Below are 18,350 nucleotides of genomic sequence, written 5' to 3' on the forward strand. Positions count from 1 at the left end.
ATGTGCCGGCAGGGTGCGCCGGCACGGGTGACCGGATCATGACGCCGCGGTGGCCGGGTCGGCAATGCGGCGCTGCGGCAAGGCGTCGGCGGCCTGCGCCGGGCCGTCGAGGAACAGCATCTGCGGCGGTGGATGCATCAGGAACTGCTGGTGCGAGATGTTCCAGGCGTAGGCGCCGGCCAGCGGGAACGCCAGGCAGTCGCCAGGTGCCAGTGCGGCCACCGGCTGGTCGCGGGCCAGCACGTCCTTGGGCGTGCACAGTTGCCCGACCAGGGTCACCCGCGCATCGCGCAGCACCGGCGGCTGCGTGCCGCGCAGCACCAGGAACGGATGGTCGTGGCCCTGCGCGGCAGGCGTGCGGAAATGATGGGTGCCGCCGCGGCCGATCGCGAACTGCGCGCCATGGCTGCGCTTGATGTCCAGCACTTCCATCAGGTACCAGCCGCAGGCGGCGCTGACGTAGCGACCCGGCTCCAGGCGAAGGCGCAGGCCTTGGCCGTGCGTGCGCAGCAGCGCCGGCAACCCGGCGCAGAACGCGGCCCAGTCGAACGAGTCCGCAGGATCGGCGTAGTCCACGCCGAAGCCGCCACCGGCATTCACCGTCAGCGGGCCCAGCGCGTAGGCCTGGCGCCAGCCCTGCACGGTCTGCAGATAGTGCGCGATCAGCAGCAACTGCAACTGCGCATCGCGCTGGTGCGACAGCAGGTGGAAGTGGAAGCCGTCCAGGCGCAGCCCGCTCGCGCCGCGCAGCACCTGCATCGCGGCATCCAGGTCGTCCACGTCCAGGCCGAACGGCGAGGGCCGCCCGCCCATCACCAGGCGCGTGTCCTGCATGCCCGGCACCACGATGTTCAGGCGCAGGAACACCGACAGCGGCCGCTGCCGCGACGCGGCGATGCGCGCCAGTCGCTGCAATTCGCCCAGGCTTTCCACATGCACGCTGCAGTCGGGCAGGCTGGCGGCCAACTGCAGTTCGGTATCGAGCTTGCCGGGGCCGCCGAACAGCAGCCGGCGGCCCGGCTGGTGCGTGTGCAGCCATTGCAGTTCGCCGCCGGAGGCCGCCTCGAAACCGTCCACCCACGGTGCCAGCGTGCGCAGCACCGGCTGCTCGGCATTGGCCTTGGCCGCATAGAACAGCTCGCACTCGGCCGGCAGGTGTGCGCGCAGCATCGCCGCGTGCGTCTGCAGCGCGGCCAGGTCGTAGACGTAGGCGCAGACCGGGCCGTCGGCCTGCGTGCGCAACTGCGCCAGCGCCGCGTGCAGTGGGGCAGGATCGATGCGCAGGCTCATGCCGCCGCCTGCCGCAGCGCGGCGCTGCCGATCGGGTTGGGCAGGAAGCTGTAGTCGGCATGGCGGTCGGCGCGCTGCAACAGGCGCAGGCGCAGGTTGTTCTTGGCCGGCAGCGGCGCGCCGTCGAGCAGGGCCTGCAGTGCCGGTTGCGTGCCGTGGCGCTGCTGCCAGCTGCGCGCGATGTCGCGGACGATCTGCCACAGCTGGCGTTCGCGGCGGTCGTGGCCGTCGGCGAGGTGGAAGATCGCTTCGGCCAGGTTGTTGACCAGCGCGCAGTAGGCGATGCGGTTCCAGCCGCGTTCGGCGCTGTAATACAGCGACTGTCGCGCGGTCTCGGACATGCCGGGCAGGCGTGCGGCCGGCCAGCGCGACGGCAGCAGCTTGGTGCCCTCCAGGTCGCGGATCCACACCTGTGTCGGCAGGCCGTCCTCGCAGCCGATCACGGTGTTCTGCAGGTGTGGCTCCAGCACGATGCCGTAGCCGAACCAGGCGCTCCACACGCCATCCAGCAGCAGTCGCGCATAGGCGCGGAACCAGGCCGCGGTGGCCGCCTCCAGGTTGCTGCCGCTGCGCTGCGCCAGTGTCTGCAGTGCGGCGGCGCAAGCCGGCTCGCCGCGTGCGTCGTTGGTGAACAGCGCACCGGCCACCTGTGGGCGATAGCGCGCGCGCTGCGCCGCGGGGATCGCCTGCCGGTACAGCACGCCGAAGCTCTCGCCCAGTTCGCGGCAGGCCTGCGCATCGGCGTCCAGCGCGGAGAAGTCCAGATCGGTGGCGGCCGGCTCCAGCAGCACGTGGAAGCCAGGCACGCGCTGCGCCAGCGCCTGCCAGTCCGGCGCCAGCAGGCGGGTCAGCGCCACCGCGCTTTCCAGTTCGTACCAGGCGTTCTTGCGCACGCAGTTGGTCAGGCGCACGTGCACCGACAGCTTGAGGAAATGATCGAGCTCGGCGTGGTAGAGCGTGCGCACCGACGAGGTCGGGCGCAGCGCCAGGCCGCGTTCGCCCAGCGGCTCGATCCAGCCGCGCGCCTGCGCCTGGCGCAGCAGCGGATGCGCCAGCACGCGCTCGGCCTCCCACGGATGGCACGGATACAGGTCGGCGCCGCCGCCGGCCTGCGCCAGCGTGGCGCGTACGTCATCGCCCTGTGCGCGGTACAGGCGAGGGTCGATGCGGAACCAGAACAGCGGGAAGGCGCTGCGCGCTTCCGGCGCGCAGGCCAGCACCTGCGCCAGCGGCACGCCTTCGCGGCTCTTGGGCGTGGGATGGAAGGCGTGGCCCCACAGCATCGACTGCTCGGCATCGATCAGCGCCTCGCCGGTGGGCTGGGCGGCGTCGGCCTGGCGCAGCAACTGCGCGGTGATGGCGATGCTGTTGGCGCTCTGCGCCAGCAGTTCCAGGTTGGGCGCGTGCTCGCCTTCGCTGAGTTCCTGCAGCAGCAGCCGCACCAGCGCCTCTGCGTCCAGGCAGTGCCACGGACGGCCATCGGCCTTCAGGTAGGGCGCCGAGGCGAAGCGGCAGCGGCCCAGGCGGTCGGCATGCGCCAGGCGCACGCACAGCGTGGCGCCGGAGGGCAGGCGCAGGCGCAGCCAGCGCTCGCCGGCGGCGGCGATGCCGGGCCGGTCCAGGCCGCGATAGTCGAAGTCGGCCAGGCCGCGATCGAGCGCGACTTCGCGCAGGTAGCAGTTGAGCCAGCAGGTGATCGCCTGCGCTTGCGCCAGGCTGTCGTACCACGGGTCATGCATCGGCAACGGGGACATGGACGGTTCTCCGAACGGACGTGAGCATCAGGGCCGGCAGCAGCGCCAGCAGGGCGGCCGCGGCGGCGGCGAGGAAGGGAACGGCCAGGCCATGGCCTTGCACCAGGGCACCGGCGAGGGCGCCGCCGGCGACGCCGGCGTACTTGCCGGCGGCATCGAAGCGGCCGAACAACTGGCCCGCGCCGCGCCCGCCGGCAACCTCGGCCAGGCTGCGGTTGAGGCCTCGCAGCGCCATCCACATGCCCAGGCCGAACAGCAGCCGCGCGGCGATCAACCAGCCGGGCGCCGGCGGCGCCATCTGCAGCAGGCAGGCCAGTGCGAACAGCGCCAGCCCCGCCGGCAGCGGCGACATGCGGTGGTCGCGACCGCGCCAGCACGGCATCAGCACCAGGTAGACCAGGTGCGGCAGGCTGTACAGCAGGCCGGCGACCGCGCTGCTGCCGATGCCGTGCGCCTGCGCATACGGCAGGAAGTAGGGAAAGGTCACCACCATCGCGAAACAGAACAGGAATTGCGTGGTCCACAGCGCCCAGCGCTGGCGGCGCTGCGCCGCATCCGCCTGCGGCATCGCGGGTGTGGATGCGACTGCCGCCGGCACGCGCGGCGGATCGGCCGGCAACCGCCAGCTCAGCGCGAAGGCCAGCAGCGGCAGCAGCGCCAGGTAGCGGTACAGCGACTGCGCCGGCCCCAGCGCGGTGGCCAGGCCGAGCAGCGCCGGTGCGGTGACCATCGCCAGCCGTGCCGAGAACTGGGTCCAGTCCAGCGCCCGCGCCAGCGAGCCACGCTGCGCCTGGCTGCTGAGATAGGCGTTGGTCGCGGCCAGCGAGCCGCCGCAGGCGCCTTGCACGACCAAGCCGGCGACCAGCCAGCCCAGGTTCGGCGCGAAGCCGGCCATGAGGAAGCCAAGCGCCAGGCCGAGTTGCGCGCGCAGCAGCGAGCGCTTGCGTCCATAGCGGTCGGCCAGCCGGCCCCAGGTGCTGGCGGTGAGCGCAGTGCACAGCGTCGGCAGCACGTACAGCACGCCGCTCCAGCCGATCGCCGCACCCGGCGCGAGCTGCTGCAGCACCTGCGGCAGGAACAGCGGCATGCCCAGCGCGGTGAAGGCGGCCAGATAATGCGCGGCCAGCACCGGGCCGAGGAGGCGCTTCATCGCGCCGCCCCGGCCGCGACCGCGCGCGCCGCCAGCGCAGCCTCGCGCAGCAGGTTGGGCGCGCTGTCGCCGTAGAACTTGTTGATGTCCGCCGCGCCGGTGATCTGCTTGCCGAGCAGGCTGCCGGCGCTGAGCAGGTACTTCACCGGCAGCGTGGGCGCGTCCAGCAGCGCCTGCGCCGGGGCGGTGTCGATGCCGTCCTCACGCAGCGCGCGCAGGGTGCCGTGCAGGCGCGCGCGCAGCAGTGCGTACAGCGGGGCGCGCAGTCCCGGCTGCCATTCCGCCAGCCCTTCCAGCACCGCCTGCAGATCCAGTTGCAGGATGATGGTGCAGAACATCCGCGCCAGCGCGGCGTCGTCCTGCACCACGATACGCGCATCGCGCGGGGTGCCCAGCGCGGCCAGCGCCGGCCGTTGCGCGTGCAGCCGCGGCAGCAGCACCCGCGCCGCGTCGTTGTCCTTCATCAGCAGCCGCGGCGCGCGGCCGGCGGCGTAGATCAGCACACTGTTCTGCTGGTTGGCCTCCAGCGCGATGCCGTAGCGCAGCCACAGCCGCAGGTGCACCTGGCACATCAGCGCCAGGTAGCTGTCCCACCAGGCGGTGAGGTCGTCGCCATGGAAGCGGTCGGCCAGGTGCGCGGCCAGCGGCCGGCCATCGGGCAGCGTCGCGCACAGGCCGGCCACCGGCACCAGGGTCGCCTCCGGCAACGCCGGATGGCGGCGCAGCAGATAGGACAGGTGCCGGGTCTCGCCGACATGGCCGGCATGCGCCTCGTCCACGTGCAGGTAGCGTTCGCCCAGCGCCGGATCGTGCGCGGCCAGGTCGCACAGCACGCGTTCGAACCAGTGCCCGTCGTACAGCGTGGACGGTTTGATCAGGCGCAGGTTGAGCGCGCCGAGCGTGCGCATCGGCACCGGCAGCTTCAGATGATGATCGGGAAACGCCAGCGGAATCACCGTGCGCAGCGACAGCGACGGGCGCACCTGCAGCCACGGCTGCGGCGCGGCGATCGCGCCGTCCGGCAGGGCGAAGCCGTCCTCGCCCAGCCGCGCGAAGATCAGCGGGTGCAGCGGCCAGGCGACGTGGTCGGCGTCCAGCGTCGAATCCAGGCCGAGCATGCTCGGGCGCGGCCAGAACGCCGGCGGCGGCGTGGTCTGGGTGACCTGCGCGATTGGCAGCGCCAGCCAGCGCAGCGCGAAGCTGGGGCCGAACTCCGGTGCGTAGCGCGGCAGGTCGGCATCGTCCAGGCCGAGCTTGGCGCGTGCGCTGGGATAGAACGGATGGTCGCGGTGGCTGGCCAGTTGTTCGCAGCGGTAGGCGCGCTCGTGCGCGTCGGCGGCGTCCAGCGCGGTGGCCAGCAGCGGCCGTTGCTGCGCGTAGGCCTGCCGCGCCAGCGCGCGCTGGCGTACCGCGCACTCGGCTTCCTCGACATAGGCGCGGTGCAGCGCCTGGGTCTCCGCATCGAGCCCGGCGCCCAGTCGCGCCAGCCACTGCGCCGCGCCGGATTCGCAGACACTGTGCTGCCCGGTGTGCAGGACCCAGCTGTCGCTGCAGGCGCTCACGGTCTGCAGGTAGCCGGCGCGACGCAGCGGCAGCCACAGTTCGCCGTCGGGCAGGTGCGCGATGCGCCACCAGATGGCGTCTGTGGGCAGCGGCGCCTGCGCCCAGGCGGCGAGCACCGCCGGCGGCGGCGTGGCCGCGGCGCCGCGGCTGACGATGCCGCGCAGGTCTTCGCGCAGGCAGGCGTCGATCACGCGCAGGTCGATGTAGCGGCGGTCGGCGTCCTGGCTCATGCCGCCACTCCGGTGGTGGTGTCGATGCGCCAGTTCAGCGACGCCTCGGTGCTGGCCAGCGCCTGCTGCAGGTCCGACGCGGTGTCGGCGAGCACGTCCAGCACGCCCAGGTAATCCTTGTTGGAGTGGCTCAGCCGGATCGCGTCGCCGGGTTGCCGCAGGCGCCGGTAGCGCGCTTCCCAGTGCGCGTCGCTGCTGGCGTGGTCGGCACTGGCCACCGCCAGCCTGCCGTCGTGCTCGGCCACGTAGTAGCGCACCAGCGCCTGCGCGCGGCGCGCCTGCAGCGCAGGCAGCGGCCGGCCCAGGTGCAGGCCGAGCACACTGTCGAACCAGTGTCCGCCGAACAGGCGATCGAGCAGGAATTCGCGGCCGTCGCCGATGCTGCGGTAGTTGATCTCCACCAGCACCGGGCCGTCGGCGGTGAGGATGAACTCGCTGTGGCATACGCCGAAGCCGATGCCGAACGCCTGCAGTTGCGCCAGTGCCTGCTGCAGCACCGGGGTGTCGATGGCGCTGCGCCAGCGCGCCTCGCATTCGACGAAATGCGGTGGCGCCGACAGTTGCACGTCGAAGCCGCCGATCGGCTGCAGGGTGCGCCCGTCGCCGAGCGTTTCCAGGGTGAACAGCGGACCCTCCAGCACGCTCTCCAGCAGCACGCTGCGCTGCGGGTGGCGCTGCCAGAAATCATCGAGGTAGGCCTGCAGCGCCGCCGCGCCGGCGCAGTGGCGCACGTCCAGGCTGGCCACGCCTTCGCGCGGCTTGGCGATCAGCGGCCAGGGTGCCTGCGCCGGCGGCATCGCGCCCGGCGCCAGGCTGCAGAACCACGGCGCCGGCAGGCCGAGCGCGCGCAGCCGCTGGCGCATCGCCGCCTTGTTCTTGGCCGCGTAGCAGACCTGCCAATCCTTGCCCGGCACGCCGAGCGCGGCGGCGACCACGGCGGCGCTGGTCTGCAGGTGATCGCTGTTGCTGAATACCGCGCGCGGCGGCTGCGGCAGGCTGCCGAGCAGGTCGAGCACGCCCAGCGGATTGAACACGTCGCACTCCAGCACCTGCACCGGTGCGGCCGGCGGATGGCGGCGGAAGTGGTCGAGGTGCGCGTGGCGGTGGTCGGTCAGCAGCAGCACCGGCACGCCCAGGCGCTGCGCGGCGGGGAGGAAGCCATCGGTCACCGCCGGGTGGCAGACGTGGCTGAGGAGCAGCAGGGGAGCGTCGTGCGAGGTCATGTGCGGGTCTCGTCGGGCGCAGGCGCACGCACGCCGCCGGCGCGGCCGCGCGGAGGCGGACACGGGAGGCATGCGCCGCGGCTGCGGCAGGGTCGCGTGGTTGCCTGGCGCATCGCATCGGGCGCGCGCTGGGTAGGGGAAGGACGCGGCTGCGTCCGCTGCAGGTGCCCGCGTCTCCCGCGGGCGGCGGCGCGCCGTGCTGGCGCGCGGTGGTGCGACTGCCGGCGTCGTCGTCCGACGCCGGCGTGGATCAGAACGTGTACTCGAGGCCGACGGTGACGCTGCGGCCCGGCGCCGGCTGCCGGCCCCAGGGACTGGTGTCGATGCCGCGGTACCAGTACTTGCGATCGAACAGGTTGTTGACCGCCAGCGACGCGCTGAGCTTGCCGCTGGCGCCTTCGCTGAGCACCTGGCTCAGCTGCGCGTTCCACACCCAGTAGGCCGGCAGCTCGCCGACCGAGCCGATCGCGTTTTCCTGCACGGTGTTGGCCGCATCGCTGAAGGCGCGGCTGAAGTAATAGCTGGAAACGGCGACGGTGGTATGACCGGAGTCGGGCCGGTACGACGCGCCGAGGGTGAGCTGGTTGCGCGAGGTGTAGGGCACGCGCAGGCCGTCGTACACGCCCGATTTCTGCCGTGCGTCCAGATAGGCGTAGCCGGCATTGAGGGTCAGCGCGCGCAGTTGCGCCGGGCTCCACTGCAGTTCCACTTCGCCGCCCTGGTGGCGGGTCTTGCCGAGGTTGCGGTAGGTGCGCGTGGTGTTGTCGAGCTGGATCTGCTGGTCGAAGTCGATCAGGTAGCCGCCGAACTGCACGCGGGTGCGCTCATTGGGCTGGTAGCGTGCGCCCGCTTCGTAGTTCCAGGCCAGTTCGGCGTCGAGGTTGTCGCCGAAGATGATCTGGGTGACCTGCGGCGCGCGCAGCGAGCGCTGTCCGTCGGCGTACAGGTACCACTGCGGGCTGGCCTGGAATCCCAGGGTCAGGCCGGGCAGCACGTCGTCGGTCTTGTTGCGCGTGCGCGCGCCGCTGGCCAGGTTGTAGTAGCGCGAATCGACCTGCTCGTAGCGCAGGCCGGGGGTGACGGTGACGCGGCCGTCGGCGAAGGCGATCGCGTCGCTGACGTAGGCGGCGGCGCCGCGGTCCTTGAAGCGCCAGTCGCGCACCAGGGTGTACAGGCCGTCCCTGAGGCGGGTGTTGCCGACCAGGAAGTCGATGTCCTCGTTGATCGCGCGCGCGCCCAGCGTCCACTGCTGGCGCACCGCGCCGTCGCCCATCGTCCAGCTCAGCCGCGGCTCGCTGCCGTAGACGCGGAAATCGCGCGGGGCACTCTGCCGCAGTTGCGGCGGCAGGTCGGGGCGCCAGGTCTCGCTGGCCGCCGAGCGCATGCCGACGATGAAGTTGCGGCTGCTGCGCGCGCTGAAATTGCTCCAGTCCAGGCGCAGGTCCTGGAACGGCCCCACATCGCCGAAGTCCTGCTGGTAGACCAGCGAGGCGCGCGTGGTGCGGCCGTTGAATGCGTCCAGCGGCCGCGTCGACTGGCGTGGATCGCGCAGGTAGTCGGCGGTGGACAAGGCGCCGGCCATGTCCATGTCGGCGACGTAGCGCTGCACGCTGGCCTTGAGCAGCGTGTCCGGTGCCAGCCACCATTCCGCGCGCAGGCGCAGGTTCTTGATGTCGGTGGCGCTGTGCTCGCGCCAGTAGTCGCCCTTGGTCCAGTTGGCGTCCAGTTGCAGGCCGAAGGTATCGCCGGCGTAGCCGCCGGTGCTGATCGCGGTGTCGCCCAGGTAATGCCCGGCGCCACCGGCGGTGACCTTCTGGCCCAGCGTGGTGGTCCAGGTGGTGGGAATGTCCGGGCTGATCAGGTTGATCACGCCGCCGACGTTGTTGGGGCCGTACTGCACCGCCGCGCCGCCGCGCACGATGTCGATGCGGTCGACCTGGTTCAGGCCGACCGGGAACAACGACAGGCTGGTCTGCCCGTACGGCGCCAGCGCCAGCGGAATGCCGTCCTCGAGCACCTGCACGCGGCCGCTACGGCTCTCGTACAGGCCGCGCAGCATGATCTGCGGCAGCGCGCCGGTGCCGGTCTCGTCGAACACCTTGATGCCCGGCACCTTCTGCAGCGCGTCGTCCAGCGAGCGGTTGGCGCCGGTGCGCAGTTGCGTGTTGTCGATCACCTGGCGGCTGCCGGCGTAGTGCTGCACGTCCTCGACGGTGGAGCGGCCGAGCAGGCTGCCCTGCACCTGCACCGCGTCGAGCTGGCGGATCCGCGCCTGCGCGTCGGCGTCGGGCGGAGTGTCCTCGGCGCGCGCGCTGGAGGGGGCGAGCATGACGGCGGCGAGGGCGACGGCCAGCAGCGAAGGGGAAAGCGAAGCGATCAAGACGACGACTCCAGAGGCACGAAAACGGTCAGGGGCTGCGCAGGTCGGCCGCGCGCTGGCGCAACGCGGCCTGCAGCAACGCGCGGTCTTCGCCGGCGAACAGCCACTGCAGATCCGCCTGCGCCAGCCAGTGCGCGCGTTGCGCGGCGTCGCGGGGATTGGGGCAGAAGGGAACGCCGGCGGCGCGGCAGGCCGCGTCGATCGCCAGCAGCTGTTCCCAGACCTGCGGATGGGTGGGCTGCGGGCCAACGCCCAGGTCCAGCGCCAGGTCCAGCGCGCCTTCCATCACCAGCGACACGCCGGGCACCTGCAGGATCTGCGGCAGGGCGCGCACGCCGGCGGCGCTCTCGATCATCGGGATCACGCGCAGGCGCGCGCGGCTGCCGGCGATGTAGTCGGCCAGGGCCACGCTGCCGAAGCCGGTGACGCGGCCGCCGGTGATGCCGCGGCGGCCGTGCGGCGGGAAGTGCGCGGCGGCGACCGCGCGCTCGGCTTGCTCGGCGCTGTCCAGCCCGGCCAGGACCACGCCGCGGGCGCCGGCATCGAGCACCCGGCCGATCAGCTTGGCATCGACCTCGGGCACGCGCACCCACGGTTCGCAGCCGCCCAGCTCGCAGGCGCGGATGGCATGTTCCAGCTCGGCGGGCGAGCGCAGCACGTGTTCCAGATCGAGTACCGCGAAGTCGTAGCCGACATGCCCGAACATCTCGCACAGCAGGGCACTGGGCACGGAGTTGAGTAACCCGATCTTGCAGGCCATGGGGGAGGGCGCGCGGAACTGGGGAAGGGAGCGCAATCCTGCCGTAAACGAGAATGCTTATCAAGAAGATTCGCTGCAGGTCCTCACGGCCGCCGTAGACGCTTTCTGTGCGCTACCGCGCTTTTCGTTCTGCGACTCACCGTCCGAAGAGGAGCCGCTTTTGCGAATCCCCAATCCCGAATCCCCAATCCCTCATTCCTGCGGTCAAGGCCTCAGCGCGCCGCGGCGCGCATCCCCCGATACGGCGGCGTCGCCATCACCATTTCCGCCAGCGAATAGGCCAGCTCGCGCTCGGCCATCACCGTGCCGTCGGCGCCGTGGTCGAGCAGGTGCTTGACCTCGGCATCGCTGTGCGCCCGCGCCAGCAGGGTCAGCGCCGGGTTCAGCGCGCGCAGCTTGGCCAGGGCCTCGCCGGCCTCCAGCGGCTGCGGGATCGCCAGGATCGCGATCTTGGCCTTCTCCGGATGCGCCTCGGCCAGCACGCGGTCGGCGGCGGCACTGCCGCGGATGCCGGGGATGCCGTCGGCGTGGGCGCGTTCGACGTGGTCGCGATTGTCGTCGATCACCAGCACCGGTACGCCGCGCTCGCGCAGCACCGCCGCCAGCGCGCTGCCGACCCGGCCGTAGCCGATCACGATGGCGTGGTCGACCAGGTCCAGCGACGGGCCCGGCGGCAACTCCGGCTCCACCGTCACCGGCGCCTCCACCGCCTGCCGCGCCTGCCAGCGGTCCAGCCAGGTGAACAGCAGCGGGTTGGCGATGATCGACAGCAGCGCGCCGGCCAGGATCAGGTCGCGGCCGGTCTCGGGCAGGATCGCCAGGCTCACGCCCAGGCCGGCCAGGATGAAGGAGAACTCGCCGATCTGCGCCAGGCTGGTGGAGATGGTCAGGGCGATGCCGGTGGGATGGCCGAACGCCCGCACGATCACGAAGGCGGCCAGCGACTTGCCGACGGTGATGGTCAGGAACGTGGCCAGCACCTGCCAGGGATGCTCGACCAGGATGTGCGGATCGAACAGCATGCCCACCGAGACGAAGAACAGCACCGCGAAGGCGTCGCGCAGCGGCAGCGAGTCGTTGGCGGCCTTGTGGCTGAGCTCGGATTCCTTCAGCAGCATGCCGGCGAAGAAGGCGCCCAGCGCGAACGACACGCCGAACAGGGTGGCCGAGCCGAACGCCACGCCCAGCGCGATCGCCAGCACCGAGAGGGTGAACAGTTCGCGCGAGCCGGTCGCGGCGACCTTCTCCAGCGCCCACGGGATGGCGCGGCGGCCGACCACCAGCATCACCGCCACGAACGCGGCCATCTTCAGCAGGGTGACGCCGAGCGCGCCGAGGATCGCCCCGGTGTCGGCGCCCTTGCCGCCGAGCGCGTCGGCCAGTGCCGGCAGCAGCACCAGCGCCAGCACCATCACCAGGTCCTCCACGATCAGCCAGCCGACCGCGATGCGCCCGCGCAGGGTTTCCAGCAGGCGCCGTTCCTCCATCGCCCGCAGCAGCACCACGGTACTGGCCACCGACAGTGCCAGGCCGAACACCAGGCCGTGCAGGGTCGGCCAGCCCATGCTCCAGGCCAGTCCCCAGCCAAGCAGGGTGGCGACCGTGATCTGCGCCAGCGCGCCGGGGATCGCGATCCACTTCACTTCCATCAGGTCTTCGAGGGAGAAGTGCAGCCCCACGCCGAACATCAGCAGCATCACCCCCAGTTCCGACAACTGGGTGGCCAGGGCCTGGTCGGCGACGAAGCCCGGCGTGAACGGGCCCACGCAGATGCCCGCCACCAGATAGCCGACCAGCGGCGAGAGTTTGAGGCGGTGGGCGAGCGTGCCGAGGATGAAGGCGAGCGCGAGCCCGACCGCGATGATGTCGATGAGACTGGTGTCGTGATGCATTCAGGATCGCAGAACAAGTAGGCCCCGAGTGTCGCCGATCGGGGCTTTTGTCGGCAAATCGATGGGGGGCGCCAAATGGCTGGCGCACCCCGGGCATCGTGATTGGGCCACAGGCCCATTACGTGGCGGGCTGCGCGTGTGGCGACAGGACGGGACGATCTCGGGCGGCGGCTGGGCGGCCGGCATCGGGAGCAGGCGGCCGCGAGACGCATGCCCTCGGCAATCGCGCAGGTGGGGCACGGATGCGCTTGCCAGGGCCGCGAGCCGCGCAACCGGCGCCCCGTGCGGTGCCGCATCCCGGCCCCGGCTCCCGCTCCCCGACACCCTGAGTGGGATGGAAGTCGCAGCGATCGGGTCCCCCACGCAACTCCCTGTCAGGAAAGGCATTACACCGGATGATGGACGTTATCTGTCTACTGTTTAGGCCCATGCCGTGGTGTATGTTTGCGCCAATTAGGTGTCCTGCCAGGACCAGGGTGGCATGGCTAGACTGAAGACATTCGCGAAGGGACTGCTCCTGAGCTCCGTGTACTGCGCCGGATACCTGATGGCGTGGCAGTTGTCTCTGGACCAATGGTTCCTGCCCGCCGGCCTGCGCGCGGCCGTGTTGCTGTTCATGCCCTTGCGGCTGTGGCCGTACTTGCTGATTGGCGATGCCGCTGCGCTGCTGGTGCTGCGTGTGCCGCTGATCGACGAGGGGCAGAGCGCGGCCTGGGCCTATCTCAGCCCGTTGCTGCTGATGCCGCTGTCGGCGCTGGTGCCGTTGTGGTTCCGCCGCCGCGTCCCCGACATGATGGTCTGGCAGCAGCGGTTGCTGCCGGTGGTGCTGGGCATGGCGCTGTGGGGCGTGTTGATCAACAAGGCGCTGAATTGGGTGCTGGATGGGCCGACCACCGACATCAACGTCGAGAACGCGCTGAAGTTCTGGATCGGTAACTATCTCGGCATCCTGGTGTTCGTGCTGCCGGCCTTGCTGTGGGTGCGCCGCGAAGGCACCGCGCTGATGTCGCGTGGGCTGATGCACGACAGCCTGCGCGCGGCGCTGATGGTGGCGGTCCTGTTCGTGGCGGCGATGAACGTGCCGGACGGAGTCGCACGCCAGTTCCTGCTGGTGATGATGATCGTGCCGGGTTTCTGGCTGACCCTGGGCCACGAGTGGCGCGGTGCTGCGGTCGGCATCGTCATGGCCGACATCGCGGTGGCGATGGCGCTGGCCAAGTCGCATCACGCCGGTGCGTTCGACCTGGAAACCTTCTACGTGCAGATGCTGGTGTCGTTCGCCGCCACCACGCTGTTCGTGCTCGGTACTCGCATCGCCGGGGTGATGGACCAGGCCCGGCGCCTGGGCTTCGCCGAACAGGAGGCGCTGCAGGTGGCCCAGGCCAGCTACATGTCGGCCGAGCGCACCCTGCGTAACCGCGTGATCGAGTACACCGACATCCACGTGCACATCAACAAGCTGCGCCGCGACATCGCCAGCACGCTGAAAGAGCACGGCCACTACGCCGCGGCGATGGAAATGAACCGTACCGGGGTGATCCAGGCGCAGTTGCTGGACGATTACGTCGCGGCGCTGTATCCGCTGGATATCGAAACCCATGGCTTGTACGGCGCGCTGAACTCCATCGCCTTCGCCAACGCCTGCGATACCGAGGTCGAGGCGCGCCTGCACGGGGATTCGCGGCGGCTGTCGATCGGGTTGCAGCTGGCGGCGTATCGCTGCGTGCTCAACGCCATGGAAATCCTGCCCGATGCGGGCCGGCACACGATCACCGCACGGGTCTGGTCGGCACGCGGCAAACGCGGCGTGGTGGTGACCGTGGAAGCCGATGCGGCGATGCCGGGCGGCGGCCGCAAGCATCACAGCGCCAACGAGATGGACTGGGAACTGGCCAGCCGCTTGAAGGCTCATGACGGCACCTGCCGGCGCCGTCATGAGCAAAAGATCAGCTTCCTGATCTCCGAGCCGCTGGAAAAGACCGTTACTTCTTGATGGTCACGGTCCAGACGTCGCCATTGGCGCTGCTGGCCAGCTGCACGGTGAAGTAGCGCGCATCGTAGACCACGGTGCCGCGGCTGCTGTCGAAGGTGTCGACGGTGCTCACCCGATCCACGTCCTTGCCCATCGGCGTCACCCAGGCGGTGTCGCCGACGCGGCCGATCGCGCCACGCACCTGGCCGGTGGAGTCGTTGATCTGCAGGTAGGTCACGCCGTTGCGCTCGAACTGGTAGATGCGCGCCGACGCGTTGGTGGACAGATTGGTCGCCGCCGGCGCGCTTTCACCCAGGCCACGAATGGAGATCGGGCTGCCGTTGCCGCCGCTCGGGCAACAGCTTTGCGCATAGGCGCTGGACGCCAGCGCCGAGCACGCGACGATGCCTGATAGCACCGCTATTTTTGAAGTTTTCCACATGACACGGTCCTTCCCCGGATGGGGCTTTTTTGCCTGCCGTTCAGGCGATTCCACATTACGCGAATCGCAACAGGCCACTGTTGACAAATAATCAATCGATTCATACTTGTGATGTGGCTCACGCTTATTTTTGCGGAGGAATTCCCGCAAAGACGCCGCATCGGCTTGCTCAGGTATGGCCCCAGATCACGCGCGATTCGCGTCGACCATCCGGCATCGCCGGGGTGTCGGGCGTGGACCTTATTGCAGTTTCCATGCCACACATTGCGGGTATGTCCTCGCGGTGCCGCAGGGCATTTTATTGCTGGCGCTTCCGCGTTCGGCACAGCCAAGTGATGCCGAATGCCGCTGTCGATGGCGAGCGCGTTGCATCGTGGGGAAATCCATCGCGCCGTTGCCCGGCGTGTGTCGAATGCGATCACGAGTCGTGCCGTGTCTGAGATGGCCATCACCGACGTGACCGGATCGGTGCAGTTGCTCGGCGCGATGCGCCCGGATCGCGCGGCGAATGTTTGACGCCTCTGCGTCGCTATCGGCCGCGATCAGGCGGCGCGTCGTTGCAAACGCATGGTTCGAACGAGTGAACGGCGCGAGTGCGATGCGTTGCCGAACGGGACGAGGCTTATGGGCGCGCGCTTTGCCGACGCTTCGTCACCGCCGCGTTGATGCCCATCAGATTCCTGCGTCAGCGGTGTAGCGCCGCACGCCATCCAGACCGACCTGGCGGACATGCGGTCGCGGCGTTGTCTGCGATGAACGCGGCGGCGGCGGTGCCGGGACACCGCCGCTGCAATGCATCACCAGCTGTAGTTGACGTTGGCGTAGGCGAAGGCGCCGTTGAAGCCGAACGGCGAGGACGTGCTGTACGGCAGATAGGTGCGAGTGCCTGCGCCGGCGCGCGAGCGGTCGGGATACTCGTTGAGCACGTTGTCGCCGCCGACGGTCACGCGCCAGCGGCCCAGCGTGTACGCGGCCGACAGGTCCAGGGTCCATTTGGCCGCATAGGTCTGGTCGGCGGCCGGCGTGGTGCCGAAGTCGGTGAATTCGCCCCAGCGCGTGGCCGTGGCGGTGAAGGCCCAGGCGCCGGGCGACCATACGCTGCTCAGGAAGAACTTGTCGCGCGGCGAACCGCGGGTGATGCGCCCGATCTCGGCACGACCGATGCGTACCGCGGTCGGGTCGATCGCTTCCAGCACCGCCGGGTTGCCGGCGATCTTCTCGATGTCGGTCTTGTTGTAGTTGTAGCCGGCGGTGAGATCGAGGCTGCTCGCGGGCAGCGTGAGCTTGTAGGTGCCGATCGCATCCACGCCCTGGGTCTTGGTGTCGATGGCGTTGGTGAAGTAGCGGCCGCCGCCGATGCCGGCGTAGCCGTTGCCCTGCAGGTAGTTGCGTACTGCCGTGGAGGTGAGATTCTCCGAGAGCACGATGCGGTCGTCGATGTCGATGCGGTAGGCATCGAGGGTGATGTACAGCGCGTCCACCGGCTGCAGCACCAGGCCCAGGCCGTAGTTCTTGGACTTCTCGGCCTTAAGCGGCTCGGCGCCGAGCGCGATCGCCGCCGGGTTGTCGGTGCGGAAGGTGCCGATCTCGAACGGCGTGGCGGCGATGCTGCCGTCGGGCTGGGCGACGTTGATGAAGTTGGTGGCGACCGACTGGAAATACTGCTGCTGCAGCGACGGTGCGCGGAAGCCGGTGGAGACGGTGGCGCGCAGCGCGACCTTCGGGCTGAAGGCGTAGCGCAGCGACAGCTTGCCGGTGGCGGTGTCGCCGAAGTCGCTGTAGTTCTCGTAGCGCCCGGCCAGGCCGGCGGAGAACTTGTCGGTGATGTCGCCTTCCAGGTCCAGATAGGCCGAGTAGCTGTTGCGGTAGTAATGGCCGGAATCGCTGGGCTTGAAGCCGGCGAACACTTGCGCGCCCGGCAACAGCGTGCCGTTGGCCGAGGGAATGCCGCCGTTGACGTAGGACGCCGGCGCGCCTGGCGATTCGTTGAACTTCTCGCCGCGCCACTCGGCGCCGAAGGCCAGGGTCACCGGGTAGGCCAGGCCGACCTCCAGCGATTTGCTGAAGTCGGCGTTGAGCACGTTCTGGGTGACCTGCAGCGCGCCCGCATAGAACTCGGTGGGACTGGCCAGGCCGAGGCTGTTGTTGAGGCTATGGCGCACGTCGAAGCTCAGATCGTTGCGGCCGTAGTTGTAGCTGAGGTCGATGGCCAGGCCGCCGGCGGTGCTGGACTTGACCCCGCCGACCCAGGACACGTCCTTGCTGACGTTGTAGATCTGCGGCAGGAAGCCGTCGGGGTAGATCTCCGGGCGGTTGCGGTTGTCGCCGGACCAGCGGAAGTAACCGTTGGACAGCACCTCGCGGCGGCTGAGCATCGCGTAGGAATAGAAGGTGATGTAGTCGGCCGGGCTGTACTGACCGTTGTAGGAGACTGCGCCCTGGTCCACGTCGGGGTCGCCGTAGCGCTGCTGCACCTGGCCCTGGTACGGCGTGGCGCGGTCGGTCTGGTCCTGGTGTCCGGCCTGCGCGGCGAAGTGCACTGTGCCGGTCTCGGCGAAGGTGAGCCCGGCATCGCCGGAGAGCTGGTACTGCTCGCCGTCGCCGGCGCTGTACTTGCCGTAGCGCCCGGCCAGGCTGCCGCCCGTGCCGCTGCCCTTGAGCACGATGTTGATGACGCCGGCGATGGCGTCGGAACCGTATTGCGCGGAGGCACCGTCGCGGAGCACTTCGATGCGTTCGACCGCGGCGATGGGAATGGTGTTGAGATCGGCCGGCGAGGAGCCGCGGCCCTGCGCGCCGTTGAGGTTGACCAGCGCGGTGGTGTGGTAGCGCTTGCCGTTGACCAGCACCAGCACCTGGTCCGGCGAGAGCCCGCGCAACTGCGCCGGGCGCACCGCATCGGAGCCATCGGTGATCGCCGGGCGCGGGAAGTTCAGCGACGGCACCGCGCGCGACAGCGCGGTGGCCAGTTCGGTGGTGCCGGTGGACTGCAGCGTCTCCGGCGAGATGATGTCGATCGGCGAGGCCGATTCGGCGACGGTGCGATCGGCCACACGCGTACCGGTGACGATGACGGTGTCCAGCGTTTGCGCGTTGCCGGTGTTCTGCGCGTGGACCGAAACGGCGGACGTCGCCAGACACAGGGCGACGGCGTGGGCGAGCGGAGTGAGCGTGCGCGTCATGGGGGAGGCGGCTCCAGAAGTGGGGGGAGGCGCCGCTGCATGCGCACTCCCCTGTCCCCTGGCGGATGCGACGACGCGACCTAGGGATTACCGGTTGATGTCAGTGGAGTCAATATTCCGTTAAGCCTGATGCCGAGGTTGCAATTGCAACCACCGCTGCAGGCGTTGCGGCAGCGCCAATCCCGGGATTTTCCGAGCGTGTAGACAAAATGCCGGCCATGCGCACGGACGTGGTGCACGCGGCGGTGCCTGCGCGCAGGTGCTGCGGCGTTTTTCGCAGTGCGATGTGAGGGATGCTGGCTGCGCGGCACGAGGCGGAGCACGGTGTTGGGCGCGTCGCGGTTGCACGCGGGCAGCATCTCGCGAGCAATGCGTATGGCGCTTGTGGGAGCGGCTTCAGCCGCGACGAGTGAAGCCCAACGCCAGCTGGCACCTTCATGCGTCGGGACTGAAGTCCCTCCCACAAGGACGCCCGATCCATGCGCCGGAGGAGCGGCTTCAGCCGTGCCCCA

12 protein-coding genes are annotated in these 18,350 nt (G+C 69.9%); 2 read left to right on the forward strand and 10 right to left on the reverse strand.

Annotation, left to right across the window (positions count from 1 at the left end; all coding sequences use genetic code 11):
- Positions 1 to 36 precede the first annotated feature (36 nt).
- The 8 genes from ACHWVH_RS17735 to ybaL form a co-directional block, all read right to left on the reverse strand.
- Positions 37 to 1,290 carry a type III PLP-dependent enzyme gene (locus tag ACHWVH_RS17735; protein ID WP_295923767.1) on the reverse strand — a complete coding sequence of 418 codons (1,254 nt, stop codon included), beginning with the start codon at positions 1,288 to 1,290 and terminating at the stop codon, positions 37 to 39.
- A complete protein-coding gene (locus ACHWVH_RS17740) occupies positions 1,287 to 3,044 on the reverse strand; it encodes an IucA/IucC family protein (RefSeq protein WP_394687652.1) in 1,758 nt (585 codons plus the stop codon). The genes ACHWVH_RS17735 and ACHWVH_RS17740 overlap by 4 nt, the downstream gene beginning before the upstream one ends.
- Positions 3,022 to 4,194: an MFS transporter gene (locus ACHWVH_RS17745; RefSeq protein WP_267105647.1), complete on the reverse strand. Its 1,173-nt coding sequence runs from the start codon at positions 4,192 to 4,194 to the stop codon at positions 3,022 to 3,024. The genes ACHWVH_RS17740 and ACHWVH_RS17745 overlap by 23 nt, the downstream gene beginning before the upstream one ends.
- Positions 4,191 to 5,987: an IucA/IucC family protein gene (locus tag ACHWVH_RS17750; RefSeq protein ID WP_394687653.1), complete on the reverse strand. Its 1,797-nt coding sequence runs from the start codon at positions 5,985 to 5,987 to the stop codon at positions 4,191 to 4,193. Before ACHWVH_RS17750 ends, ACHWVH_RS17745 begins: the two co-directional genes overlap by 4 nt.
- Positions 5,984 to 7,210: an acetyl-CoA carboxylase biotin carboxylase subunit family protein gene (locus tag ACHWVH_RS17755; protein WP_394687654.1), complete on the reverse strand. Its 1,227-nt coding sequence runs from the start codon at positions 7,208 to 7,210 to the stop codon at positions 5,984 to 5,986. The genes ACHWVH_RS17750 and ACHWVH_RS17755 overlap by 4 nt, the downstream gene beginning before the upstream one ends.
- 250 nt (positions 7,211 to 7,460) lie before the next feature.
- Positions 7,461 to 9,539 carry a TonB-dependent siderophore receptor gene (locus ACHWVH_RS17760; protein WP_295923876.1) on the reverse strand — a complete coding sequence of 693 codons (2,079 nt, stop codon included), beginning with the start codon at positions 9,537 to 9,539 and terminating at the stop codon, positions 7,461 to 7,463.
- Between the two features lie 79 nt (positions 9,540 to 9,618).
- Positions 9,619 to 10,350: an HpcH/HpaI aldolase/citrate lyase family protein gene (locus tag ACHWVH_RS17765; RefSeq protein WP_150409772.1), complete on the reverse strand. Its 732-nt coding sequence runs from the start codon at positions 10,348 to 10,350 to the stop codon at positions 9,619 to 9,621.
- 212 nt (positions 10,351 to 10,562) lie between these two features.
- Positions 10,563 to 12,242 carry a YbaL family putative K(+) efflux transporter gene (gene ybaL, locus ACHWVH_RS17770; RefSeq protein ID WP_267114294.1) on the reverse strand — a complete coding sequence of 560 codons (1,680 nt, stop codon included), beginning with the start codon at positions 12,240 to 12,242 and terminating at the stop codon, positions 10,563 to 10,565.
- A 481-nt stretch (positions 12,243 to 12,723) separates the two neighbouring features.
- Here ybaL and ACHWVH_RS17775 point away from each other — a divergent pair, with 481 nt between their 5' ends.
- Positions 12,724 to 14,235 carry an MASE1 domain-containing protein gene (locus tag ACHWVH_RS17775; protein WP_394687655.1) on the forward strand — a complete coding sequence of 504 codons (1,512 nt, stop codon included), beginning with the start codon at positions 12,724 to 12,726 and terminating at the stop codon, positions 14,233 to 14,235.
- Here ACHWVH_RS17775 and ACHWVH_RS17780 read toward each other — a convergent pair.
- Positions 14,225 to 14,656: a hypothetical protein gene (locus tag ACHWVH_RS17780; protein ID WP_026144368.1), complete on the reverse strand. Its 432-nt coding sequence runs from the start codon at positions 14,654 to 14,656 to the stop codon at positions 14,225 to 14,227. The genes ACHWVH_RS17775 and ACHWVH_RS17780 overlap by 11 nt on opposite strands.
- A gap of 342 nt (positions 14,657 to 14,998) precedes the next feature.
- Between ACHWVH_RS17780 and ACHWVH_RS17785 the strand changes: the two genes are divergently transcribed.
- Complete coding sequence (locus ACHWVH_RS17785) at positions 14,999 to 15,172, forward strand: hypothetical protein (RefSeq protein WP_394687656.1); 174 nt, start codon at positions 14,999 to 15,001, stop codon at positions 15,170 to 15,172.
- A gap of 281 nt (positions 15,173 to 15,453) precedes the next feature.
- Here the strand turns inward: ACHWVH_RS17785 and ACHWVH_RS17790 are convergent, their stop codons facing one another.
- Positions 15,454 to 17,838, reverse strand: a complete 2,385-nt coding sequence (locus tag ACHWVH_RS17790; RefSeq protein ID WP_394687657.1) for a TonB-dependent receptor plug domain-containing protein — start codon at positions 17,836 to 17,838, stop codon at positions 15,454 to 15,456.
- Positions 17,839 to 18,350 lie beyond the last annotated feature (512 nt).

Origin of the sequence: uncultured Xanthomonas sp. (assembly GCF_964278005.1) — a bacterium.
GTDB classification, from domain to species: domain Bacteria; phylum Pseudomonadota; class Gammaproteobacteria; order Xanthomonadales; family Xanthomonadaceae; genus Xanthomonas_A; species Xanthomonas_A sontii.